Origin of the sequence: Vibrio sp. MOR3, assembly GCF_001557775.1 — a bacterium.
GTDB classification, from domain to species: Bacteria; Pseudomonadota; Gammaproteobacteria; order Enterobacterales; family Vibrionaceae; genus Vibrio; species Vibrio jasicida.
In genome coordinates this window covers 1-23,596 of record NZ_LNRD01000015.1, presented here as the reverse complement: position 1 = coordinate 23,596, position 23,596 = coordinate 1, and the positions used below count along the sequence as shown (strand labels likewise).

Here is a 23,596-nt window from a genome sequence, read left to right as displayed (position 1 = left end):
AATAAGCCAACGTTTAAGGCTTGGCATAAGAACTAACCTGGATGGTGTTAGTCAAACCACACAAATATAATAATTAGGATGATGAGATGGTTGCGGTAAGAAGCGCGCATTTAAACCAAGATGAACAGTTTGAACTCGAAACCTGGGTGGCTAGCCTAGGGCAAGAGAAGAACACAGCGAAACGCTTAATTGAAGTGTATCGTGATTGCCAATCTGTGTTGGCGGATAACGAACAGGCGGAGCTTTTGTTGTGGCGTGGACGAGAGATGATCGAAATTTTGATCACCTTGTCGATGGACAAAGCGACACTTGTCGCGGCGCAACTGTTTCCTTTGGTCTCAAGCGGTGCTTTTGATAGAGAACTCCTTGAGGAAAAATACAGCAAAGAAATCATTAAGCTGATCGATGGCGTCGACGAAATGGCGGCAATTGGTCAACTGAATGTAACAATGGATGGTGGTGCTGCCTCGTCTCAAGTGGATAACGTTCGTCGTATGTTGTTGGCCATGGTGGATGATTTCCGCTGCGTCGTCATTAAGCTGGCGGAACGTATCTGCAACCTGATTGAAGTAAAAAAAGCGCCGGACGAAGTTCGTCGCGCTGCGGCAAAAGAGTGTGCAAACATTTATGCGCCTCTGGCAAACCGCCTTGGTATTGGTCAGCTGAAATGGGAAATCGAAGATTACGCCTTCCGCTACCAACAACCAGAAACCTACAAGCAAATCGCGAAGCAGTTGGCTGAGCGTCGTATTGTCCGTGAACAATACATCAAAGACTTTGTCGACGACCTTACCCAAGAAATGACCGTATGCGGCATCAACGCAGAAGTCAGTGGTCGTCCAAAGCACATCTACAGTATTTGGCGCAAAATGCAGAAGAAGAGTCTGGCGTTTGATGAATTGTTTGACGTACGTGCGGTACGTATCATCGCCGACAAACTGCAAGATTGTTATGCCGCTCTGGGTGTGGTCCACACCAAATACAAACACCTGCCAAGCGAGTTCGACGATTACGTTGCGAACCCGAAGCCAAACGGTTATCAGTCTATCCATACCGTAATTCTTGGCCCTGAAGGCAAGACCATTGAGATCCAGATTCGTACTAAAGAAATGCACGAAGACTCGGAGCTAGGTGTTGCAGCGCACTGGAAATACAAAGAAGGCGCAAGCAGCCGTAGCGGTTACGATGAGAAGATCACGTGGCTACGTAAGCTACTCGACTGGCAAGAAGAAATGTCCGACTCTGGCGAGATGTTGGATGAGCTGCGTAGTCAGGTATTTGACGACCGCGTGTATGCCTTTACCCCACGTGGTGATGTCGTCGACCTACCGATGGGCGCAACCCCATTAGACTTCGCTTACCACATTCACTCAGAAGTAGGGCATCGTTGTATCGGTGCTAAAGTGGCAGGTCGTATCGTACCGTTCACCCATAAACTGCAAATGGGCGATCAGGTGGAAATCATCACCCAGAAAGAACCAAACCCTTCACGAGACTGGTTAAACCCATCGCTTGGCTTTGTGACGTCAAGCCGAGCGCGTGCGAAGATCAACGCATGGTTCCGCAAGCAAAGTCGTGAGAAGAACCTAGAAGCGGGTCGTGAAATTCTAGAGCACGAACTGGCGAAAATCGGCGCGACACTGAAAGATGCTGATAACTACGCGCTGAAACGCTTTAACGTTAATAGTGCCGATGAATTGTATGTTGGTATTGGTAGTGGTGACTTGCGTATCAACCAAATCATCAACCACATCAACGCCTTGGTAAACAAACCAACCGCCGAAGAGGAAGACCAACAAGCGCTAGAAAAACTGCAAGAAGCAGAAAATCGCGCGCCAGCACAAAGTCGTCCGAAGAAAGATGCAGTCGTAGTTGAAGGTGTCGATAACCTAATGACACACCTAGCGCGTTGTTGTCAGCCGATCCCAGGTGATGAGATTGCCGGTTACATCACCCAAGGTCGCGGTATTTCGGTCCACCGCAGTGACTGTGAGCAACTAGAGGAGCTTCGCCATCACGCACCAGAACGTATCATCGATACCGTCTGGGGCAGCGGCTTTGTCGGTTCTTACATCTTGACGGTTCGTGTTGAAGCAATGGAGCGTGGCGGTCTACTTAAAGACATCACAACGCTATTTGCGAACGAGAAAATCAAAGTCACCAGTATGAAGAGCCGCGTCGATTACCGCACGCAAATGTCGATCATGGACTTTGACCTTGAAGTGACCAACCTTGAAGTGTTCTCACGAGTTTCGAAACGTGTTGAGCAGATTAAGGATGTCATGTCGGTGAAACGCTTAGGCTAATTTTTACGTCGTATTTGGCTTTCTAGCGGCGTTAGCTGCACTTATATCGCCCAATCTCATAGACAAGCTATGCTCATGGGCCTCATAAGTTTGCTGCCTTGCCAGAAGAACCAACTACTTAGTAAAAACAGTTAGAAAACAAATTAAAGGTGAGTGGTTTTGGCTGCTCACCTTTTTCTTTAGATAGAAAGGTTTAAAGGAACAGAGAAAATGAGTCATCCAATTGAACAGTTAGAACAAATCATGGCGAAGTTGCGTGACCCAGACGGCGGTTGCCCATGGGACTTAAAGCAGACCTTCGACACCATTGTTCCGCACACCATTGAAGAAACTTATGAAGTGGTGGATGCGATTCAAAACCGTGATTGGCCGAACTTACAAGAAGAGTTGGGTGACTTATTGTTCCAAGTGATTTTCTACAGCCAAATAGCAAAAGAACAGGGGCTGTTTGATTTTTCTGACGTCGTCGAAACTGTGAATGAAAAACTGACTCGTCGTCATCCTCATGTTTTTTCTGATGTTGAGTTTGAATCTGATGAAGAAATTACTGCTAATTGGGAAGCGGAAAAAGCCAAAGAAAAAGCACAAGTAGGCAAAGCTGAGGAAAGTATTCTAGACTCAATACCGAACTCTCTACCTGCGCTTTCTCGTGCTACAAAAATTCAAAAGAAATGCGCTAAATATGGTTTTGATTGGGACTCTCTGGGTCCTGTAGTCGGGAAGGTACAAGAGGAAATTGAAGAAGTGATGGAAGAGGCGCTTCAAGTCAACCCCGATGAAACCAAGGTAGAGCTTGAGTTGGGGGACTTATTATTTGCGACCGTCAACCTATCTCGTCACTTAGGCAAAGACCCTGAAGTCGCTTTGGCCAAAGCAAATCTAAAGTTCTCAAGACGCTTTAAAGGCGTGGAAACTAAAGTTGCAGCGCACGGTAAGCAACTCACAGACTTTACTCTAGATGAACTCGATTCGATGTGGGATGAAGTGAAACGAGAAGAGCAAAGCTGAAATTGCATGAATACTCGACTTTGATTTGAAGCAAAAAATAAAAAATTCCGGTGTGATAGATTTCACGTTGTGGCGTTAAGGAGCTTCTGGTATATTTACGTCCCGTCCAGAAGCACTCCATTTCCCTCATTCAACCAATTTCAGGTTAAACATGACGACAAATTACATTTTTGTTACTGGCGGGGTTGTATCCTCTCTAGGTAAAGGTATTGCAGCAGCATCTCTTGCCGCTATTCTAGAAGCTCGTGGTCTTAAAGTGACTATGATGAAGCTTGACCCTTACATCAACGTTGATCCAGGCACTATGAGCCCAACTCAACACGGTGAAGTGTTCGTTACGGAAGATGGCGCAGAGACTGACCTTGACCTTGGTCACTACGAGCGTTTCATCCGCACCAAGATGACTAAGCGTAACAACTTCACTGCAGGTCGTGTTTATGCAGACGTACTACGTAAAGAACGTCGCGGCGATTACCTAGGTGCAACCATTCAGGTTATCCCTCACATCACTAATGCTATCAAAGACCGCGTAATCGCAGGTTCTGAAGGCCATGATGTTGCTATCGTTGAAGTCGGTGGTACGGTAGGTGATATCGAATCACTACCATTTATGGAAGCTATTCGTCAGCTTGCTGTAGAACTAGGCCGTGAACGCGCAATGTTCATGCACCTAACTCTAGTTCCTTACCTAGCAGCTGCGGGCGAAGTGAAAACTAAGCCAACTCAGCACTCTGTTAAAGAGCTGCTATCTATCGGCATCCAACCAGATATTCTAGTTTGTCGTAGCGATCGTATGATTCCTGCTAACGAACGTAAGAAAATTGCTCTTTTCTGTAACGTACAAGAAAAAGCAGTTATCTCAATGAAAGATGTAGATTCTATCTACAAGATCCCTCAGCTAATCAAAGCTCAAGGTCTAGACGATCTTGTTTGTGCTCGCTTTGGCATCAATGCGCCAGAAGCTAACCTGTCTGAGTGGGAACAAGTAATTTACGAAGAAGCTAACCCAACGGCAGAAGTGACGATTGGTATGGTTGGTAAGTACATTGAACTACCAGATGCATACAAATCAGTAAACGAAGCGTTGAAACATGCTGGTCTTAAGAACCGTCTGAGCGTTAAGATTCAGTACGTTGATTCTCAAGATGTAGAGAACAAAGGTGTTGAGATCCTAGAAGGTCTAGACGCAATCCTTGTTCCTGGCGGTTTCGGTGACCGTGGTATCGAAGGTAAGATTCGCGCAGCTCAATACGCTCGTGAAAACAACGTTCCTTACCTAGGTATCTGTCTAGGCATGCAAGTGGCACTGATCGAATACGCGCGTAACGTAGCGGGTATGGAAGGTGCACATTCAACAGAATTTAACAAAGAGACGAAGTACCCTGTGGTAGGTTTAATCACTGAGTGGGTTGATGGCGAAGGTAAAGTTGAAGAACGTACCGAGAAGTCTGATCTTGGTGGTACTATGCGTCTTGGTTCACAGCTATGTCACCTAGAAAAAGGTACGAAAGCTCGTGAACTATACGGCAACGCGACAATTCATGAGCGTCACCGTCACCGTTATGAAGTGAACAACAATCTTCGTCCGCAAATCGAAAAAGCAGGCCTTAAAGTATCTGGCTTGTCAGCAGACAAGAAACTGGTAGAAGTAATTGAGAACCCAGCTCACCCATGGTTCGTAGCGGCTCAATTCCACCCAGAGTTCACATCAACACCGCGTGATGGTCACCCATTGTTCGCAGGTTTCGTGAAAGCAGCTGGCGAATACCAGCGTGGCGATTTCGAGAAGTAAGTAAGGAATACAGGCAGTAACGTAAGCTGTGTTGCTGCCTTTAATTTTGACATTATATATTCAACGAGAAGGAAACATTCAATGTCTAAGATCGTTAAAGTTCTAGGTCGTGAAATCATCGATTCACGTGGTAACCCAACTGTAGAAGCTGAAGTACACCTAGAAGGCGGTTTCGTAGGTATGGCTGCTGCTCCATCTGGCGCATCTACTGGTTCTCGCGAAGCTCTTGAGCTACGTGACGGCGACAAAGCACGTTTCCTAGGTAAAGGTGTTCTTAAAGCTATCGAAGCTGTAAACGGCCCAATCGCTGAAGCTCTAGTTGGTAAAGACGCGAAAGATCAAGCTGCAATCGACGCAGTAATGATCGACCTAGACGGTACTGAAAACAAATCTAAATTCGGTGCGAACGCTATCCTAGCTGTTTCTCTAGCAAACGCTAAAGCAGCAGCTGCTGCTAAAGGCATGCCTCTATACGAGCACATCGCTGAGCTAAACGGTACAGCTGGTCAGTTCTCTATGCCTCTACCAATGATGAACATCATCAACGGTGGTGAGCACGCAGATAACAACGTTGACATCCAAGAGTTCATGATCCAACCAGTTGGTGCTAAGACTCTTAAAGAAGGTCTACGTATCGGTGCTGAAGTATTCCACAACCTAGCTAAAGTTCTTAAGTCTAAAGGCTACAGCACTGCAGTTGGTGACGAAGGTGGTTTCGCTCCTAACCTTAAGTCTAACGCTGAAGCTCTAGAAGTTATCGCAGAAGCTGTTGCAGCTGCTGGTTACGAACTAGGTAAAGACGTTACTCTAGCTATGGACTGTGCTGCATCTGAGTTCTTCGACAAAGAAGCTGGCATCTACAACATGAAAGGCGAAGGTAAAACTTTCACTTCTGAAGAGTTCAACCACTACCTAGCTGAGCTAGCTAACCAATTCCCAATCGTTTCTATCGAAGACGGTCTAGACGAGTCTGATTGGGCTGGCTTCAAGCACCAAACTGAACTACTAGGTGACAAGCTTCAACTAGTAGGTGACGATCTATTCGTTACTAACACTAAGATCCTTGCTGAAGGTATCGAGAAAGGCGTAGCTAACTCTATCCTTATCAAGTTCAACCAAATCGGTTCTCTAACTGAGACTCTAGCTGCAATCAAGATGGCTAAAGACGCAGGTTACACAGCAGTAATCTCTCACCGTTCTGGCGAAACTGAAGATGCAACTATCGCTGATCTAGCGGTAGGTACAGCTGCAGGTCAAATCAAAACTGGTTCTATGAGCCGTTCTGACCGTGTTGCTAAGTACAACCAACTTATCCGTATCGAGGAAGCTCTAGGTGAGCGCGCTCCTTTCAACGGTCTTAAAGAAGTTAAAGGTCAATAATTTAGGTTTCTAAATTATTAGCTTAACGCTTTTAAAAAACGCCTCGCATTTGCGGGGCGTTTTTGTATCTGAAATACGTAAACGCATCGCTTAGATAGGTGGGAGCTAACTTTGCTTTTTGATGTCTGTCGTTCACGTTCATTTGTCATTCCCTAGAACGACGAAGGAGAGAGTCAGGAATCTCTTTGTTTCATTTTGCTGCTTTTTTCCTGTAAGGAGCGTGTGAGTCTCTTTTTCTGCCCTAGAGCCAACCACGCATTTATGCTATATATGTCACCTTATCTAATCCCTTCCGGTACAGAATGTTAGCAGCGATATGCGAATCTTTGTTTTAGCCCTTACGTTACTGTTTGGCTGGCTCCAATATACCCTATGGTTTGGCAAAAACGGGGTGACTGACTACTACACAGTAGAAGATGAAATTGAAGTGCAGCAACAAGTGAACAGCAAGCTGCAAGCTCGTAATAATGAGATGTTCGCAGAAATTGATGACCTGAGACAAGGTCTTGATGCGATTGAAGAACGTGCGCGTCATGAGTTAGGTTTGGTCAAAGATGGCGAGACTTTCTATCGTATTATTGACGAGGACGAGCAATAACATGCCAAAGTTGTTTTCATCTCATGTTGCGATTGTACCTGCGGCCGGTGTTGGTAGCCGTATGAAGGCTGATCGTCCTAAGCAATATCTCTTAATTGACGGAAAAGCGGTATTAGAGCACACAGTAGAGAAGCTGCTTTCTCATCCGAGGATCTCTAAAGTCGTGATCGCAATTACCGATGGCGACCCTTATTACCCTGAATTGAACATTGCTCAGCACCCAGACGTGATTTGCGTGTCTGGTGGCAAAGAAAGGGCGGATTCTGTGCTTTCAGGGCTAAACTATGTAAGAACATATCTTGAGAGCGAGTGGGTTTTAGTTCACGACGCCGCGAGACCTTGTGTACTTACGTCTGATATTGATCGTCTGATCGAAGTTTGTTGCGAGCATCAAACTGGTGGCATCCTTGCTTCGCCAGTGAGAGACACGATGAAACGCGCCAATACGGCACAAGATATCGATCATACGGTAGATAGAGAAGCATTGTGGCATGCACTTACCCCACAAATGTTTAAAACTCAACAATTAACACGAGCACTGACTGACGCATTAGAACAAGGTGCAACCATTACTGATGAAGCTTCGGCTTTGGAATGGTTAGGGGAAACGCCGGCTTTGGTTCAAGGTAATGCGAATAACATAAAAATTACTCAGCCAGAAGACCTCGCGTTAGCCGAGTTTTACCTAAGCCGTGAGCACGGCGAGTAAACAAAGGATAGAAAATGATTCGAATTGGTCATGGTTTCGATGTACACAAATTTGGTGGTGAAGGCCCTGTGATTATCGGTGGTGTCGCTGTTCCTTACGAACAAGGGTTGATTGCCCACTCAGATGGTGATGTGGCACTTCATGCATTGAGCGATGCACTGCTTGGTGCTATTGCTGCCGGAGATATTGGCCGTCACTTCCCAGATACCGATGATAAGTGGAAAGGGGCTGATAGCCGCGAACTGCTTAAAGATGTTTATCGCAGGGTGAAAGAACAAGGCTATCGATTAGGAAACGCTGACATCACCATCATGGCACAAGCGCCTAAAATGGCGCCACATATCGACGCAATGTGTGCCACGATTGCTGAAGACTTGGAAACCGATATCAGTAATATAAACGTAAAGGCGACGACGACAGAGCGTCTCGGTTTTACTGGACGCAAAGAAGGCATTGCAACGGAAGCAGTTGTACTTCTCTTTAAGCAATAACCTAGCAATTTGCTCCTCAATGCTGCGTTAGCAGTGGAAAAACATCATGTCAGACATTTTATCTTCATTGGCTTACCTTACGGGTAAGCCTGTAGCATCAGCAAAAATCAAAGTGCAACCAGAACACTTTCAGGTTCGCGAAGACTTAGGTTTTGCCTTTACGGGTGAAGGCGAGCATTTAATGGTTCGTATCCGTAAAACGGGCGAGAACACCAGCTTTGTTGCTAATGAGCTAGCAAAAGCCTGTGGCGTTAAGTCGAAAGACGTTAGCTGGGCGGGTCTTAAAGACCGTCACGCAGTGACTGAACAATGGCTAAGTGTTCATTTACCGAAAGGTGAAACACCAGATTTTTCAGCATTTTTGGCGCAATACCCAAGTATCGAAATTCTGGCAACAGATCGTCACAATAAAAAACTACGTCCTGGTGACCTAGTAGGGAACGAGTTCGTGGTTACTTTGTCTGAAGTGACAGATGTAGCGGATGTTGAGCAACGCCTTGAAAAAGTGAAACAAGTTGGCGTGCCGAACTACTTTGGTAGTCAGCGTTTTGGTAACGATGGCAACAACCTTGAAGAAGCACGTCGATGGGGGCGCGAGAACGTACGTACTCGTAACCAAAACAAGCGCAGCATGTATTTGTCGGCGGCTCGTTCGTGGATCTTCAACCGCATCGTTTCAGCTCGATTAGAGCAAGGCGTGTTTGACAAGTTCATCGACGGTGATGTGGCGAAGGCAACTTCTGGTACTCAGTTGATTGATGCAAGCAACATTGCTGATCTACAGGCACTATTTGCTCAGGGCGAAGTGGTTATTACTGCAGCGCTAGCTGGAGACAATGCACTTCCAACTCAAACAGATGCATTAGCCTTGGAGCAGCCTTTCTTGGATGAAGAACCCGATTTAATGGCATTAATTCGTGGGAATCGTATGCGTCACGACCGTCGTGATATTGCACTTAAACCTCAAGACTTAGCTTGGACGGTGGATGGCAACAATATTACGTTGACCTTCTCGCTAGATGCCGGTTCGTTTGCGACCTCTATCGTACGCGAGTTGATTATCGAGGAAAAAGTAGAAAGAGAATATTAATGGAAATGGATTCACCAAACGCGAAGCCATTAAGAGTGCTGCTCAGTAATGACGACGGCGTTCATGCTCAAGGAATTCATGCGCTTGCTGATGAGCTAAAAAGTATTGCTGAGGTGACGATTGTGGCACCAGATCGAAACCGGTCTGGTGCTTCGAACTCACTGACGTTAGAGCAGCCTCTGAGAGTAAATGAAATCGCACCCAACACCTTCTCTGTGCAAGGCACCCCGACAGATTGTGTTCACTTTGCATTGAATGAATTGATGAAAGGCGATTTACCAGACTTAGTTCTCACTGGGATCAATCATGGCGCGAACCTTGGCGATGATGTCTTATATTCAGGTACGGTTGCCGCTGCGATGGAAGGACACTTTCTTGGCGTTCAATCTGTTGCTTTTTCGTTGGTGGGTAAACAGAACTTTGCAGCTGCGGCAAAAATTGCCCGTCAGCTAGTTGAGCAGCATTTGGTTAGGCCGATCCCGACTAACCGCTTACTGAACGTCAATGTTCCTGATTTACCACTAGAACAATTAGGTGAGATTGAAGTGACACGTTTAGGCGCCCGTCATCATGCCGAGAATATGATCAAGCAACAGGACCCACGTGGGCATGATATTTATTGGTTAGGTCCTCCGGGTAAAGAGCAAGATGCTGGAGAGGGCACCGATTTTTATGCGATTGAGCATGGTCGAGTTTCAATCACCCCACTGCAAGTTGACCTCACTGCTCATGAGTCTTTGCGTGCGATGGACAGTTGGTTAAAGGAAGAGAAGTAATGAGTAACCCACATGCTGACAGGTTGATAGCGTTTCTTATCTCCAGTGGCATCAGTGATCAACGCGTATTGGATGCCGTGTACTGTTTGCCGCGTGAGAGTTTTGTCTCACAGGCAATGATGCACCAAGCGTACGATAACAATGCGTTACCGATTGGTCAGGGGCAAACTATTTCTCAGCCTTACATTGTTGCGAAAATGACAGAATTGCTCGATCTCAAACAAAGCAGCAATGTGCTTGAGATAGGAACAGGATCAGGTTATCAAACGGCTGTACTTGCTCAAATCGTTGATCATGTTTATTCCGTTGAACGCATCAAATCTTTGCAATGGGACGCTAAGCGTCGCTTGAAACAACTGGATATTTATAATGTCTCTACCAAACATGGTGACGGCTGGCTCGGATGGGAAGCGAAAGGTCCGTTCGATGCGATTATTGTCACTGCGGCTGCGGAAAGTGTTCCCCAAGCACTTTTATCTCAGCTGAAAGAGGGCGGTAAGATGATCATACCTGTTGGTGAGGATGAGCAACAATTGTTGAAAATTGAACGCAAGGGTGAACAATTCCTTTCTACCGTGGTAGAAATGGTAAGATTTGTGCCATTAGTTGCAGGCGATTTAGCTTAAGGGTTAAAGATCAGGTGAATAGGTTCTTACGTCGTTTTGGTATTAGCTGCTTGATAGCTGCGGGACTTGTCGGTTGCGCGGCTCATTCGCCTGCGCCTGTTTCTAGCTTAAATAAAGACTATTCTAGTGTTGAACGAGGCAGTTATAGAGGCAGTTATTATGAAGTAAAGAAAGGAGATACACTTTATTTCATAGCTTATGTCACAGATAAGAATGTAAATGATCTTGTTCGTTACAATGAACTTAACGCACCCTATACGATTTTCCCTGGTCAACGATTAAAACTTTGGGCACCGAAATATGTTGCTCCAAAATATGGTCATAAAGTGGAACCCGTTGTTCCTCCAGTGGTTGCGACAAAACCAGCGCCAGTGACTAAAACATCAACAGCGTCAAAGCCGTCAAATTCAAGTAAAAGCTCTACTCAAAAGCCGGCGACCACTACGCCTAAAGTTGCACAAAAACAGCCGCCAAAGAAGGTTGAACAATCCAAACCAAAGGAGTATGTTGGGTCAAAAGGTAATCAGAATGTTAAACCGAAACCACCAGTAACTGCGGCGAAGAACGATAAAGTATCAAAGTGGTTGTGGCCAACAAAAGGGAGAGTAATCAAGAACTTCTCAGCGGGAGAACAAGGAAATAAAGGCATAGACATCGCAGGACAGCGTGGTCAGCCTATCGTTTCAACCGCGGCCGGCACTGTTGTGTATTCAGGTAATGCGCTACGAGGTTATGGCAACCTAATTATAGTGAAGCATAACGACAATTATTTAAGCGCATACGCACACAATGACAGATTGCTGGTATCAGAAGGACAAAGTGTCAAGAGCGGACAAAAAATCGCTACCATGGGTAGTTCTGGTTCTAAATCAGTCAAGCTCCACTTTGAAATTCGCTATCAAGGTAAATCTGTAAATCCAAAACGATATTTACCTTAAAACTTTGAATAACAACTTGCGACATCATTTAGCGACATATTGAGTTGTTATGTTTGCTAACTCGCCAGGGGGAGGCGTTATGAGTATCAGCAACACAGTCACCAAAGTTGAAGAGTTCGAATATGACAACGCAACGACAGGAAGCGGAAGTCCTGAACTTGAAAAAACATCTAAAAAAACCAAAGCAACAGCTCGCGAAGAATTTGATGCGAGCAATAAAAGTCTAGATGCGACACAACTGTACTTAGGCGAAATTGGCTTTTCACCACTACTCACAGCAGAAGAAGAAGTGCTTTACGCTCGTAGAGCATTACGTGGTGATGAAGCTGCCCGTAAGCGAATGATCGAAAGTAATTTACGTCTTGTCGTGAAGATCTCTCGTCGTTACAGCAATCGCGGTTTAGCACTTCTTGATCTTATCGAAGAAGGCAATCTGGGCTTGATCCGTGCGGTTGAGAAGTTTGATCCTGAACGAGGTTTCCGTTTTTCAACCTACGCAACGTGGTGGATTCGCCAAACGATTGAGCGTGCGTTGATGAACCAAACTCGCACCATTCGTTTGCCAATTCATGTGGTTAAAGAGCTAAACATTTATCTGCGTACCGCACGTGAACTTTCTCAGAAGCTCGACCATGAACCAACGGCAGAAGAAATTGCAGCTCAGCTAGATATTCCAGTTGAAGACGTAAGTAAAATGCTTCGCCTTAACGAGCGTATCAGCTCTGTCGATACACCTATCGGTGGTGATGGCGAGAAAGCGCTACTGGATATTATTCCTGATGCAAACAATTCGGATCCTGAAGTATCCACTCAAGACGATGACATCAAATCCTCGTTGATTGACTGGCTAGAAGAGCTAAATCCAAAACAGAAAGAAGTGCTTGCTCGTCGTTTTGGTTTACTTGGCTACGAGCCATCAACGCTTGAGGAAGTGGGACGCGAGATTGGTCTAACACGCGAACGTGTACGTCAGATTCAAGTTGAAGGTTTACGTCGATTGCGCGAAATCTTGATTAAGCAAGGTTTGAACATGGAAAACCTGTTCAACGTGGAAGTCGACTAGGACAGTCCTGCTTTAGAATAAACAAAAGGCTATGGGAAACCATAGCCTTTTTGCGTTTTATTGAAGATGCGTCAGATCTAGAGCATCTTCTTCAAGCGGTAAAGCTCTTCCAATGCCTGACGTGGCGTTAGATCGTCAGGATCAATATTCGACAGTGCTTGCTCTACATCGCTTGGCTCTGGGATCAAGCTTAGTTGGTTTGCTACATCGACAGCACTTGGTCGTGAAGAGTCATTACCTTGACCTAATTGCTCAAGCTGAGACAGTTTGTTGCGCGCATTCTTGATCACGGGTTTTGGAACTCCTGCCAACCCAGCAACAGCAAGGCCGTAAGACTTGCTTGCTGCACCTTCTTGGACTGCGTGCATAAAGGCAATGCTGTCACCGTGCTCTACTGCATCTAGGTGGACGTTGGCAAGATTTGGCAGTTGGTTTGGCAGTTCAGTCAACTCAAAATAGTGCGTTGCAAACAGGGTCATTGCGCCTATTTGTGTGGCTAGCCATTCTGCACTTGCCCATGCTAAAGAAAGACCATCATAAGTACTGGTACCGCGGCCGATCTCATCCATTAACACCAAGCTGTTTTGAGTCGCGTTATGAAGAATATTTGCTGTTTCGGTCATTTCTACCATGAAGGTAGAGCGCCCGGAAGCAAGGTCATCGGATGCGCCAATACGAGTAAATATACGATCCAAAGAGCCGATATGAGCTGATTCGGCTGGTACGTATGAACCAATGTGAGCCATCAAAGCAATCAACGCAGTTTGGCGCATGTAGGTCGATTTACCACCCATGTTTGGACCAGTGATGATCAGCATCTTACGGTCTGAGCTTAACTCTATTGGGTTAGCAATAAATGGTTCACTGGTTACTTGTTCCACAACAGGGTGGCGGCCTGCTTGAATACTGATACCGGCTTCTTTATCTAGAGTCGGGCGACAGTAATCTAACGTGTCTGCACGTTCGGCAAGGTTTTGTAAAACGTCCAACTGAGAAATCGCTGACGCAAGGTTTTGCATTTTCTCAAGGTTTGGCATCAATAAATCAAACAGCTCTTCCCACAGTTTCTTCTCTACTGCTAACGCTTTTGACTTAGAGTTTAGAACCTTGTCTTCATGCTCTTTCAACTCTGGAATGATGTAGCGTTCTGCATTTTTCAGTGTTTGTCGACGCACATAATGTGGTGGAACCAAGTGGCTTTGGCCACGACTAACCTGAATAAAGAAACCGTGTACGGCGTTGTAGCCTACTTTTAGTGTATCAATACCGTGGCGCTCACGTTCGTCTACTTCGAGCTTTTCTAGATACTCGGTTGCGCCATCTGCGAGTTTACGCCATTCATCAAGCTCAGCGTTGTAGCCCTCTGCAATCACACCACCCTCGCGAATAACCACTGGTGGATTTTCTTTGATTGCACGTTCTAGCAGATCACAGACATCATCAATTGGCGCGGCAAATTGAGCCAATTTAATTAGGTAAGGATGCGCCAGAGAAGACGTTACACTTTCCAATTCTGGGAGTTGTTGCATTGCGTAACGCAGTCGAGCCATATCGCGAGGGCGAGCAGAACGAAGTGCTAAGCGAGCCAAAATACGCTCAATATCACCAATTTGTTTGAAAATTGGTTGAATGTCGGTGAACAAGCTTTGATCTTTGATTTCGCTGATCGCATCTAAGCGATTGTTCAAGGTATCAATACAGCGCATTGGTTGGTGTAACCAGCGCTTGAGCATACGACTGCCCATTGCGGTCGCACAATGATCTAAGACTTCCGCAAGCGTGTTATCAGTGCCACCTGATAGGTTTTGTGTTAGCTCAAGGTTGCGACGAGTCGCTGCGTCAAGAATCACAGAGTGATCTTGTCTGTCGTAGGTGAGTGAACGAATGTGTGGCAGGGCAGTACGTTGAGTGTCCTTTACATATTGAATCAAACAGCCAGCGGCACACAAACCAAGTGATGCGTGTTCAACACCAAAGCCCACTAAGTCACGAGTGCCAAATTGTTGGTTAAGCTGTTGCTTCGCAGTATCGAGCTCAAACTCCCAAACAGGGCGGCGGCGGTTACCATTACGGTTAGACATGAGGTGAACGGCCTCAAAATCTTCAGGGAAAAGTAGCTCTCGTGGGGCCGTACGTTGAAGTTCTGCTGCCATCGCTTCTTCGGTTTCAGGCTCAACCAATTGGAAGCGTCCAGAAGTCACATCCAATGTCGCGTAACCGAATTTACCATTGTGTTGGTAAACCGCTGCAATCAGGTTGTCGAGACGCTCAGACAGCAGTGCTTCGTCGGTCACCGTACCAGGGGTGACGATACGCACTACTTTACGCTCAACCGGACCTTTGCTTGTCGCTGGATCGCCAATCTGTTCACAAATCGCCACAGACTCACCAAGCTGAACAAGTTTGGCTAAATAACCTTCAACGGCGTGGAATGGAACGCCAGCCATTGGGATAGGTTCACCTGCCGACGCACCGCGTTTAGTCAACGAAATATCAAGCAATTGAGATGCGCGTTTTGCATCGTCGTAGAAGAGTTCGTAGAAGTCGCCCATGCGGTAAAACAGCAAGATTTCAGGATTCTCAGCCTTTAGCTTGAGGTATTGCTGCATCATCGGAGTGTGTTTTTGTTCAGCTTTCACAGGTAAGTACTTTTGTTTATTTCCGTAGCGGCTTAGGATACGTGAATCCCTATCAAGTAAAAAGAGACAAAGGGCATTTTTGGCTATGGAAAGAGCAACAAAATTGAGTGCTGATTTAGGGGCATTATTGGCTAAGCATGGGCATGTTTTAACGACGGCAGAATCTTGCACTGGAGGTGGGGTTGCAACAGCAATTACTGATATTGCAGGTAGCTCTGCTTGGCTAGACCGCGCATTTGTGACCTACAGCAATGAAGCTAAAATGGAAATGCTTGGTGTACAAGCTTCAACATTAGAAGCGCACGGTGCTGTGAGTGAGCCAGTCGTGATCGAAATGGTGCTGGGCGCCCTAAATCATTCAAATGCAACTATTGGAGTCTCGATAAGTGGCATAGCAGGCCCTAGCGGTGGAAGCGAAGAAAAGCCTGTTGGGACGGTTTGTTTTGCCTTTGCAGATAATCAGAATTGGCAGCAAGTGGAAACCATGCATTTTACGGGTGATCGTGCGCAAGTTCGCAAAAAAGCGATTGAGCATGCACTGACTCAACTGCATCAGTATTTGATCTAGAATTTCTTTAATTGTCGTAGCCCAGTTTTGATAAGGGCTGGAGCAAATAGTAGGTTTAGGTCTGCCAAATTTTTTTCATACAGGTATAGACACTGTATGAATCAACAGTATAATAACTTTCATTGATGAGCAGTTCTTCTGCTCAAGAAAAATGAATTATGATTCATCGCCCAAAGAAGATGAATAAATCGGAGAAAGTAATGGACGAGAACAAACAGAAAGCGCTCGCCGCTGCGCTAGGTCAAATTGAAAAGCAATTCGGTAAAGGCTCTATCATGCGCCTTGGTGATAACCGCGCAATGGACGTAGAAACCATCTCAACGGGTTCTCTTTCTCTTGATATCGCTTTGGGTGCTGGTGGTCTGCCAATGGGTCGTATCGTAGAAGTTTACGGTCCAGAATCTTCAGGTAAAACAACGCTAACTCTAGAGCTTATTGCAGCAGCGCAACGTGAAGGTAAAACTTGTGCATTTATCGATGCGGAGCACGCGCTAGATCCTGTATACGCGAAGAAACTAGGTGTTGATATCGATGCTCTACTTGTTTCTCAGCCTGATACGGGTGAGCAAGCTCTTGAGATTTGTGACGCACTTGCACGTTCTGGTGCTATCGACGTCATGGTTGTCGACTCTGTTGCGGCACTTACTCCAAAGGCTGAAATTGAAGGCGAAATGGGCGACAGCCACATGGGTCTTCAAGCTCGTATGCTTTCTCAAGCAATGCGTAAGCTTACAGGTAACCTAAAGCAGTCTAACTGTATGTGTATCTTCATCAACCAAATTCGTATGAAGATTGGTGTGATGTTCGGTAACCCTGAAACCACTACTGGTGGTAACGCTCTTAAATTCTACGCTTCTGTTCGTCTAGATATCCGCCGTACTGGCGCAATCAAAGAAGGCGATGAAGTTGTGGGTAACGAAACGCGCATTAAAGTGGTTAAAAACAAGATTGCTGCACCGTTTAAAGAAGCGAATACGCAAATCATGTATGGCCAAGGCTTCAATCGTGAAGGTGAATTAGTCGACCTAGGCGTTAAGCACAAGCTAGTAGAAAAAGCGGGGGCATGGTACAGCTACCAAGGCGATAAGATCGGTCAAGGTAAAGCGAACGCTTGTAACTACCTACGTGAGCACACCGAAGTGGCAAAGACTATCGATGCTAAGCTACGTGAAATGCTACTTTCTCCTGCTTTACCTGAAGCGCCAGAAGCCGGTGAAAAATCAGAGCAAGAAGAAGAGTTTTAATCTTTTCTTCAATTAATATCTAACAAAGCCCTGCGATGCGGGGCTTTGTTGTATCTGCTGAAATCAAAACCGTTAAAAATAAAGGGCAGATTAATATCAATCCCAGTAAGTAGGTGAGCAGAGCTGGCACAGCAACAAGCTAGAGTGAGCAGTTATTTACTACGATTGTTTTAGAGTCTGTACAGCAAAAATAGTTTTAGGATCATCATGTACCAAAAGCGTCAAGCTCCGACGTTGTCGAGCAAAGAAGCGGCGATTCAGCTACTAAGCCGTCGTGATCATGGACAATACGAGCTCTATCAAAAGCTGGCTCTAAAAGGTTATGAAGAGGCCGATATCGAAGTGGCCATCAACTTTTGCCTCGACCACAATTACTTAGATGACTTACGTTATGCCAAAAGTCAGATTCGCCAACACGTCTATAAAGGGCATGGTGAAAGGAGAATTCGACAGGAGTTGAATCAAAAACGCGTGGCTGAATCCATCATTGAAACAGCGATGGAAGAGGAACCACAAGACTGGTTTGAACTGGCAAGAACGGCGGCTGAGAAGAAATTCAAAGGAATGAAAGCCAAAGACCAGAAAGAATACGCTAAACAGGTGCGATTTATGCAATATCGTGGCTATAGTTTTGACCAAATCAGCTATGCGTTGAGCTTTGATGACGAAGATTAGCGGTCAGTAGCTCACACTGTTTTTTGTTTTGCTTCAAATTTTTTCCTCTAATGCCTCTTTTCCGCAAGAAAACTAGTCGTAGCTGATTGCATGATCTACAATACGGCAAAATTCTAACTCGACTATTTTCAGGAAGAGCTGCATGTACATGAGCACTGATGAGGTTCGTAACGCGTTCCTCAAGTTCTTTGAGAGCAAAGGACACCAAATCGTAGAAAGTTCATCGTTAGTTCCACATAACGACCCAACCCTGCTGTTCACAAACGCGGGTATGAACCAATTTAAAGATTGTTTCTTAGGCTTAGAAAAACGAGCCTACACTCGAGCGACTACGGCTCAACGTTGTGTACGTGCTGGTGGTAAACACAACGACCTGGAAAACGTTGGCTTCACTGCTCGTCACCACACATTCTTTGAAATGCTAGGTAACTTCAGCTTTGGCGATTACTTCAAAGAAGACGCTATCGCGTTCGCTTGGGAATTCCTAACAGTAACCCTTAAGCTGCCAGCAGACCGTCTACTCGTAACCGTTTACGAAACAGACGACGAAGCATTCGATATCTGGAACCAAAAAGTAGGCGTTCCAGCAGACCGCATTATTCGCATTGGCGACAAGAAAGGTGGTAAACCATACGAGTCAGATAACTTCTGGCAAATGGGTGACACAGGTCCTTGTGGTCCATGTACTGAAATCTTCTACGATCACGGTGAGCACATCTGGGGTGGCCGTCCTGGCACACCAGAAGAAGATGGTGACCGTTTCATCGAGATCTGGAACAACGTATTCATGCAGTTCAACCGTCACGCAGACGGCACTATGGAACCGCTACCAAAGCCATCGGTAGATACTGGTATGGGTATCGAGCGTATCTCTGCAATTATGCAAGGCGTTCACTCAAACTACGAAATCGATGTATTCCAAGCTCTTATCAAAGCTGCTGCTGAAGTGATTGGCTACGAAGATCTATCAAACCAATCGCTACGCGTTATCGCTGACCACATCCGTTCATGTTCATTCCTGATCGTTGATGGCGTTATGCCTTCAAACGAAGGTCGTGGTTACGTTCTACGTCGTATCATCCGTCGTGCAGTTCGTCACGGTAACAAGCTGGGCGCACAAGGTGCATTCTTCCACAAACTGTTTGGTGTACTAGCGGAAATCATGGGTACGGCTGGTGAAGAGCTGAAGCGTCAACAAGCTGTGGTTGAAAAAGTACTGCGTATCGAAGAAGAAAACTTCGGTCGTACACTTGAGCGCGGTATGGCGATTCTAAACGAAGCACTAGATAACATTTCTTCGCAAGGAACGGACGGTAAAGTACTAGACGGCGAAACCGTATTTAAACTTTACGATACTTACGGCTTCCCAGCTGACTTAACTAATGACGTTGCACGTGAACGTGAGTTTGCAATCGACGAAGAAGGTTTCGAGAAAGCGATGGAAGAGCAGCGTCAACGTGCGCGTGAAGCTGGTAACTTCGGTACTGACTACAACGCAGCAATTAAAGTTGATACGCAAACAGAATTCTGTGGTTACACAGGTACTAAAGGCTCTAGCTCTGTAGCGGCGATGTTCGTTGAAGGCAACGAAGTAGAATCTCTATCTGCTGGCGACAAAGCAATCATCGTGCTTGGTGAAACACCATTCTACGCAGAGTCAGGCGGTCAGTGTGGTGACGCTGGTGAGATCCGTACTGAAGCTGGTGTATTCCGTGTTGAAGACACTCAAAAACTAGGTAACGCAATCGCACACCACGGTGTAATGGCTGAAGGCGTTCTAGCAAAAGGTGATGAAGTTGCCACTATCGTTGACGCAGAGCGTCGCGCTGCAATCTCTCTAAACCACTCAGCAACGCACTTGCTGCATGCTGCACTTCGCCAATTACTTGGTGAGCACGTAACGCAGAAAGGCTCTCTAGTAAAAGCGGATAGCCTACGTTTCGACTTCTCACACTTAGAAGCGGTAACGGCAGCTGAGCTAAAAGAAGTTGAGCGTCTAGTAAATGCTCAAATTCGTCGCAACCACACGATTGAAACTAACGTGATGGATATCGAGTCTGCCAAGAAGAAAGGCGCAATGGCGTTGTTCGGCGAGAAGTACGACGACGAAGTACGCGTACTGTCTATGGGTGACTTCTCTACTGAACTTTGTGGTGGTATCCACGCTTCAAACACAGGTGACATCGGTCTATTCAAGATTACATCTGAAGGTGGTATCGCAGCAGGTATCCGTCGTATCGAAGCGGTAACGGGTGAAGGTGCGCTAGACGCAATCGAAGCTCAAGCGGCTAAGTACGAAGAGAAACTGGCTGAATCAGCGCAGAAAGCAAAATCTCTAGAGAAAGAAATCCAGAAACTGAAAGACAAGATGGCTGCGGCAGAAAGCGCAAACATCATGGGTAAAGTTCAGGATATCAACGGTACTAAAGTACTGATTGCTGCTCTAGAAGGCGCAGATAACAAGAACCTACGTACTATGGTTGATGACATCAAGAACCAAGTAGGTAGCGGTGTAATCCTTCTTGCTAACGTGAACGATGACAAGATCGGTCTGATTGCAGGCGTAACTAAAGACCTTATCGGTAAAGTGAAAGCAGGTGACCTAGTTAAGATGGTTGCTGAGCAAGTTGGCGGTAAAGGCGGTGGTCGTCCTGATATGGCGCAAGCTGGTGGTACAGATGTATCTGCACTACCAGAAGCGATTCAATCAGTACAGCCATGGCTAGAAGAGCGCTTATAAGCTTTTAACATCCTTTACGCTCAATCAAAGTTATTTGATTGAGCGTAATTTTTTTATAGTAACCAAGTGGTTTAATTGACCGTATTTTAACCAGGTCATTTACGTCACTTGGTTTTTGTTGTAACTACCGCTTATATAATTTTGCAATCAATAGAATATGAAGTGGTCCTAATGAGACTTTGGTCTTGGGAAGGTGAAGACTGGTGAAAAAGCCCCTTATCGTGCAAAAGTTTGGCGGAACTTCTGTGGGTTCAATTGAGAGAATCCACCAAGTCGCTGAACACATCATTAAGGCGAAAGATGATGGTAATCAAGTTGTCGTTGTTGTGTCTGCAATGTCAGGCGAAACAAATCGATTGATGGATCTAGCTAACCAAATAGATAGCGTTCCAACAGCTCGAGAACTTGATGTTTTGCTCTCTGCTGGTGAGCAAGTGTCGATGGCACTACTGGCAATGACCCTTAATAAATTGGGTTATGCTGCTCGCTCACTTACCGGAGCACAAGCGAACATTGTGACGGACAATCAACACAATGACGCGACGATTAAGCACATTGATACTTCTACGATCTTTGACTTACTTAAGCAAGATCAAATCGTTATCGTGGCAGGTTTCCAAGGTGTGAATGAAAATGGGGATATCACCACATTAGGTCGAGGTGGCTCTGATACGAGCGCAGTGACACTTGCAGGCGCGTTAAGTGCTGATGAGTGCCAAATCTTTACCGACGTTGATGGTATATATACTTGTGACCCTCGTGTAGTGAAAAACGCTCAGAAATTGGACGTTATCGATTTTCCTTCTATGGAAGCGATGGCGAGCCGAGGAGCGAAGGTACTGCATCTACCTTCTGTGCAATACGCATGGAAGAATAATGTGCCACTACGTGTGCTTTCGACCTTCGATATTAATGAAGGCAGTTTGGTGAAAGGGGAGGCGGGTAAGCAAGCCGTTTCCGGTATAGCGATTCAACGTGACCTTGCCATAATTGAAGTCGACAGTGACCACCTGTCTAGTGTCGCAAAGCAATGTCAGATGTTAGGCATCGACATTTGGAATGTGATCGAGGAAACAGAACGAACAGGTATCATGATAAAACAAGATGCATGTGCCAAGTTGGATCTGGTGTTCAGCGATAAAATCCGTAATAGTGAAGTAGTAAGCCTGTTGACCGCAGTGGGGCTTGAAGCCAATGGAATGGTTGAGCACGCATGCGATTTGTTGGCACAGCAAGATATTGCAATTAATTTCTGCTCAACGAATGCACTCACTATGATGCTAGTCTTACCACCAGAGTGTGTGGATACAGCAGCAAATATTCTCCATGATGCTTACATTAGATCGAGTGAAGCATTAAGCATTCAGCAAAAACATGCCTTTTTAGGCTAATTTTCCGTAACAAGGTAGTTTACGAAAATATAACTTTTGTTGGATAATAGCTTTGTAGCAAGAAAATTTAGAGATTACTCAAGGAGCAAAGAATGCTAATTTTGACTCGCCGCGTAGGCGAAACACTGATGATTGGTGATGAAGTGACTGTAACTGTACTAGGTGTAAAAGGTAACCAAGTACGTATCGGCGTTAACGCTCCGAAAGAGGTTTCAGTTCACCGTGAAGAAATCTACATGCGCATTCAAGCTGAAAAAGGCAATGGTAACGTTGCTTCTGGTAACTACTAAGCTGCTCCTGTTTATAGAGCTTAGTTTGAATGAAAAAGGCTAGCCATTGGGCTGGCCTTTTTAGTTTTAGATAAATGTCATTTTTTAAGAGAAGATTCTCTTTTTTTCATCATAATAGAGTGATAAAGTTTGTTTAATAATCACTTTGATTAAATCCGCATCGGTTAAGCGATTTTTGCGTTTTTTTTCAAAGAAAGTGTTTGACATATTTTCGGTAAAACGTAATATGTGCCTCCGCAAGACGGTGAGGTGGCCGAGAGGCTGAAGGCGCTCCCCTGCTAAGGGAGTATACGGTTTATCCCGTATCGAGGGTTCGAATCCCTCCTTCACCGCCATTCTTGCAACGTTGATTTATCAACAAAAGTGCGTCCTTAGCTCAGCTGGATAGAGTACCTGGCTACGAACCAGGCGGTCGGAGGTTCGAATCCTCCAGGACGCGCCATATCTCTTTTGAGATATAACAATGAAAACGGTGAGGTGGCCGAGAGGCTGAAGGCGCTCCCCTGCTAAGGGAGTATACGGTTTATCCCGTATCGAGGGTTCGAATCCCTCCTTCACCGCCATTCATTGACTGGCCCGTTGGCCTTTTTTTTGTTTCGTAAGAAATGAAATGTGATGTACTTCACACCTTCCTGGCAAGAAGAATTGCGCGTCCTTAGCTCAGCTGGATAGAGTACCTGGCTACGAACCAGGCGGTCGGAGGTTCGAATCCTCCAGGACGCGCCACTATTTAATAATTCGTTTGATAAACGGGTTATACAAAGTAAAATAAAGATTATTGCGCGTCCTTAGCTCAGCTGGATAGAGTACCTGGCTACGAACCAGGCGGTCGGAGGTTCGAATCCTCCAGGACGCGCCACTCTTTAGGGTTTCTTTAGTGAACTCCTGATATTGGGAATACCGATATCGAAAACTGCGCGTCCTTAGCTCAGCTGGATAGAGTACCTGGCTACGAACCAGGCGGTCGGAGGTTCGAATCCTCCAGGACGCGCCACTCTTTAGGGTTTCCTTAGTGAACTCCTGATATTGGGAATACCGATATCGAAAACTGCGCGTCCTTAGCTCAGCTGGATAGAGTACCTGGCTACGAACCAGGCGGTCGGAGGTTCGAATCCTCCAGGACGCGCCACTCTTTAGGGTTTCCTTAGTGAACTCCTGATATTGGGAATACTGATATCAAAAACCGTGCGTCCTTAGCTCAGCTGGATAGAGTACCTGGCTACGAACCAGGCGGTCGGAGGGTCGAATCCTCCAGGACGGGCCACTCCTTAG

The 23,596-nt window shown here is 45.8% G+C and carries 19 protein-coding genes and 8 tRNA genes; 26 read left to right on the top strand and 1 reads right to left on the bottom strand.

The window, feature by feature from the left end; translation table 11 throughout:
* The first annotated feature begins 86 nt into the window (after nucleotides 1–86).
* The 12 genes from relA to rpoS all read left to right on the top strand — a co-directional run bounded on the left by relA (nucleotide 87) and on the right by rpoS (nucleotide 12,777).
* Nucleotides 87–2,306 carry a GTP diphosphokinase gene (gene relA / locus ATB76_RS22005; protein ID WP_045424361.1) on the top strand — a complete coding sequence of 740 codons (2,220 nt, stop codon included), beginning with the start codon at nucleotides 87–89 and terminating at the stop codon, nucleotides 2,304–2,306.
* 210 nt (nucleotides 2,307–2,516) lie between these two features.
* Nucleotides 2,517–3,314, top strand: a complete 798-nt coding sequence (gene mazG / locus ATB76_RS22000) for a nucleoside triphosphate pyrophosphohydrolase (RefSeq protein WP_061036124.1) — start codon at nucleotides 2,517–2,519, stop codon at nucleotides 3,312–3,314.
* Nucleotides 3,315–3,465: 151 nt separating this feature from the next.
* Nucleotides 3,466–5,106 carry a CTP synthase gene (locus tag ATB76_RS21995; protein ID WP_038870283.1) on the top strand — a complete coding sequence of 547 codons (1,641 nt, stop codon included), beginning with the start codon at nucleotides 3,466–3,468 and terminating at the stop codon, nucleotides 5,104–5,106.
* Nucleotides 5,107–5,187: 81 nt separating this feature from the next.
* The gene (gene eno / locus ATB76_RS21990) at nucleotides 5,188–6,486 is read left to right on the top strand and encodes a phosphopyruvate hydratase (RefSeq protein WP_038870282.1); all 1,299 of its coding nucleotides are present in this window, start codon (nucleotides 5,188–5,190) and stop codon (nucleotides 6,484–6,486) included.
* A gap of 316 nt (nucleotides 6,487–6,802) precedes the next feature.
* Nucleotides 6,803–7,084 carry a cell division protein FtsB gene (gene ftsB / locus ATB76_RS21985; protein ID WP_038870281.1) on the top strand — a complete coding sequence of 94 codons (282 nt, stop codon included), beginning with the start codon at nucleotides 6,803–6,805 and terminating at the stop codon, nucleotides 7,082–7,084.
* A 1-nt stretch (nucleotide 7,085) separates the two neighbouring features.
* Nucleotides 7,086–7,793 carry a 2-C-methyl-D-erythritol 4-phosphate cytidylyltransferase gene (gene ispD, locus ATB76_RS21980; protein ID WP_042605418.1) on the top strand — a complete coding sequence of 236 codons (708 nt, stop codon included), beginning with the start codon at nucleotides 7,086–7,088 and terminating at the stop codon, nucleotides 7,791–7,793.
* A gap of 14 nt (nucleotides 7,794–7,807) precedes the next feature.
* Nucleotides 7,808–8,284 (top strand): 2-C-methyl-D-erythritol 2,4-cyclodiphosphate synthase, encoded by a 477-nt coding sequence (ispF, locus tag ATB76_RS21975; protein ID WP_038870279.1) that lies wholly within the window; start codon nucleotides 7,808–7,810, stop codon nucleotides 8,282–8,284.
* Between the two features lie 46 nt (nucleotides 8,285–8,330).
* Nucleotides 8,331–9,374, top strand: a complete 1,044-nt coding sequence (gene truD, locus ATB76_RS21970; protein WP_061036123.1) for a tRNA pseudouridine(13) synthase TruD — start codon at nucleotides 8,331–8,333, stop codon at nucleotides 9,372–9,374.
* Nucleotides 9,374–10,150, top strand: coding sequence for a 5'/3'-nucleotidase SurE (surE, locus tag ATB76_RS21965; protein WP_038870275.1), 777 nt, complete (start codon nucleotides 9,374–9,376; stop codon nucleotides 10,148–10,150). Before truD ends, surE begins: the two co-directional genes overlap by 1 nt.
* Nucleotides 10,150–10,776, top strand: coding sequence for a protein-L-isoaspartate(D-aspartate) O-methyltransferase (locus tag ATB76_RS21960; protein WP_038870274.1), 627 nt, complete (start codon nucleotides 10,150–10,152; stop codon nucleotides 10,774–10,776). Before surE ends, ATB76_RS21960 begins: the two co-directional genes overlap by 1 nt.
* Nucleotides 10,777–10,790: 14 nt before the next feature.
* The gene (locus ATB76_RS21955; protein WP_038870272.1) at nucleotides 10,791–11,714 is read left to right on the top strand and encodes a peptidoglycan DD-metalloendopeptidase family protein; all 924 of its coding nucleotides are present in this window, start codon (nucleotides 10,791–10,793) and stop codon (nucleotides 11,712–11,714) included.
* A gap of 79 nt (nucleotides 11,715–11,793) precedes the next feature.
* On the top strand, nucleotides 11,794–12,777 hold the full coding sequence (gene rpoS, locus ATB76_RS21950) for an RNA polymerase sigma factor RpoS (protein ID WP_038870341.1): 984 nt from the start codon (nucleotides 11,794–11,796) through the stop codon (nucleotides 12,775–12,777).
* Between the two features lie 77 nt (nucleotides 12,778–12,854).
* On the opposite strand, the gene mutS is transcribed toward rpoS, so the two are convergent.
* Nucleotides 12,855–15,416, bottom strand: a complete 2,562-nt coding sequence (gene mutS, locus ATB76_RS21945; protein WP_061036122.1) for a DNA mismatch repair protein MutS — start codon at nucleotides 15,414–15,416, stop codon at nucleotides 12,855–12,857.
* A gap of 85 nt (nucleotides 15,417–15,501) precedes the next feature.
* Between mutS and pncC the strand changes: the two genes are divergently transcribed.
* The 14 genes from pncC to ATB76_RS21875 all read left to right on the top strand — a co-directional run bounded on the left by pncC (nucleotide 15,502) and on the right by ATB76_RS21875 (nucleotide 23,588).
* On the top strand, nucleotides 15,502–15,984 hold the full coding sequence (gene pncC, locus ATB76_RS21940; RefSeq protein ID WP_038881216.1) for a nicotinamide-nucleotide amidase: 483 nt from the start codon (nucleotides 15,502–15,504) through the stop codon (nucleotides 15,982–15,984).
* 200 nt (nucleotides 15,985–16,184) lie between these two features.
* Nucleotides 16,185–17,228: a recombinase RecA gene (recA, locus tag ATB76_RS21935; RefSeq protein ID WP_038870267.1), complete on the top strand. Its 1,044-nt coding sequence runs from the start codon at nucleotides 16,185–16,187 to the stop codon at nucleotides 17,226–17,228.
* Nucleotides 17,229–17,435: 207 nt separating this feature from the next.
* On the top strand, nucleotides 17,436–17,903 hold the full coding sequence (gene recX / locus ATB76_RS21930) for a recombination regulator RecX (protein WP_038870265.1): 468 nt from the start codon (nucleotides 17,436–17,438) through the stop codon (nucleotides 17,901–17,903).
* A 142-nt stretch (nucleotides 17,904–18,045) separates the two neighbouring features.
* On the top strand, nucleotides 18,046–20,643 hold the full coding sequence (gene alaS, locus ATB76_RS21925; RefSeq protein ID WP_061036121.1) for an alanine--tRNA ligase: 2,598 nt from the start codon (nucleotides 18,046–18,048) through the stop codon (nucleotides 20,641–20,643).
* A gap of 203 nt (nucleotides 20,644–20,846) precedes the next feature.
* Nucleotides 20,847–22,034 carry an aspartate kinase gene (locus ATB76_RS21920; protein WP_038870262.1) on the top strand — a complete coding sequence of 396 codons (1,188 nt, stop codon included), beginning with the start codon at nucleotides 20,847–20,849 and terminating at the stop codon, nucleotides 22,032–22,034.
* Nucleotides 22,035–22,126: 92 nt separating this feature from the next.
* A complete protein-coding gene (gene csrA, locus ATB76_RS21915) occupies nucleotides 22,127–22,324 on the top strand; it encodes a carbon storage regulator CsrA (RefSeq protein WP_004415691.1) in 198 nt (65 codons plus the stop codon).
* Nucleotides 22,325–22,567: 243 nt separating this feature from the next.
* A tRNA-Ser gene (locus ATB76_RS21910) sits at nucleotides 22,568–22,659 on the top strand.
* Nucleotides 22,660–22,689: 30 nt separating this feature from the next.
* Nucleotides 22,690–22,766 (top strand) — tRNA-Arg (locus tag ATB76_RS21905).
* Nucleotides 22,767–22,795: 29 nt separating this feature from the next.
* Nucleotides 22,796–22,887, top strand: a tRNA-Ser gene (locus ATB76_RS21900).
* A gap of 86 nt (nucleotides 22,888–22,973) precedes the next feature.
* Nucleotides 22,974–23,050: transfer RNA gene (locus ATB76_RS21895), tRNA-Arg, on the top strand.
* 56 nt (nucleotides 23,051–23,106) lie between these two features.
* Nucleotides 23,107–23,183: transfer RNA gene (locus ATB76_RS21890), tRNA-Arg, on the top strand.
* 58 nt (nucleotides 23,184–23,241) lie between these two features.
* Nucleotides 23,242–23,318, top strand: a tRNA-Arg gene (locus tag ATB76_RS21885).
* 58 nt (nucleotides 23,319–23,376) lie between these two features.
* Nucleotides 23,377–23,453, top strand: a tRNA-Arg gene (locus ATB76_RS21880).
* A 58-nt stretch (nucleotides 23,454–23,511) separates the two neighbouring features.
* Nucleotides 23,512–23,588: transfer RNA gene (locus ATB76_RS21875), tRNA-Arg, on the top strand.
* The last annotated feature ends 8 nt before the right edge of the window (nucleotides 23,589–23,596 follow it).

Excerpts from the sequence above, each read along its gene's own strand:
- truD (WP_061036123.1), top strand. The coding sequence starts at position 8,331 with ATGTCAGACATTTTATCTTCATTGGCTTACCTTACGGGTAAGCCTGTA.
- ispF (WP_038870279.1), top strand. The coding sequence starts at position 7,808 with ATGATTCGAATTGGTCATGGTTTCGATGTACACAAATTTGGTGGTGAA.
- ATB76_RS21960 (WP_038870274.1), top strand. The coding sequence starts at position 10,150 with ATGAGTAACCCACATGCTGACAGGTTGATAGCGTTTCTTATCTCCAGT.
- recA (WP_038870267.1), top strand. The coding sequence starts at position 16,185 with ATGGACGAGAACAAACAGAAAGCGCTCGCCGCTGCGCTAGGTCAAATT.
- ftsB (WP_038870281.1), top strand. The coding sequence starts at position 6,803 with ATGCGAATCTTTGTTTTAGCCCTTACGTTACTGTTTGGCTGGCTCCAA.
- pncC (WP_038881216.1), top strand. The coding sequence starts at position 15,502 with ATGGAAAGAGCAACAAAATTGAGTGCTGATTTAGGGGCATTATTGGCT.
- rpoS (WP_038870341.1), top strand. The coding sequence starts at position 11,794 with ATGAGTATCAGCAACACAGTCACCAAAGTTGAAGAGTTCGAATATGAC.
- surE (WP_038870275.1), top strand. The coding sequence starts at position 9,374 with ATGGAAATGGATTCACCAAACGCGAAGCCATTAAGAGTGCTGCTCAGT.
- mazG (WP_061036124.1), top strand. The coding sequence starts at position 2,517 with ATGAGTCATCCAATTGAACAGTTAGAACAAATCATGGCGAAGTTGCGT.
- ATB76_RS21995 (WP_038870283.1), top strand. The coding sequence starts at position 3,466 with ATGACGACAAATTACATTTTTGTTACTGGCGGGGTTGTATCCTCTCTA.
- alaS (WP_061036121.1), top strand. The coding sequence starts at position 18,046 with ATGTACATGAGCACTGATGAGGTTCGTAACGCGTTCCTCAAGTTCTTT.
- csrA (WP_004415691.1), top strand. The coding sequence starts at position 22,127 with ATGCTAATTTTGACTCGCCGCGTAGGCGAAACACTGATGATTGGTGAT.
- eno (WP_038870282.1), top strand. The coding sequence starts at position 5,188 with ATGTCTAAGATCGTTAAAGTTCTAGGTCGTGAAATCATCGATTCACGT.
- ispD (WP_042605418.1), top strand. The coding sequence starts at position 7,086 with ATGCCAAAGTTGTTTTCATCTCATGTTGCGATTGTACCTGCGGCCGGT.
- relA (WP_045424361.1), top strand. The coding sequence starts at position 87 with ATGGTTGCGGTAAGAAGCGCGCATTTAAACCAAGATGAACAGTTTGAA.
- recX (WP_038870265.1), top strand. The coding sequence starts at position 17,436 with ATGTACCAAAAGCGTCAAGCTCCGACGTTGTCGAGCAAAGAAGCGGCG.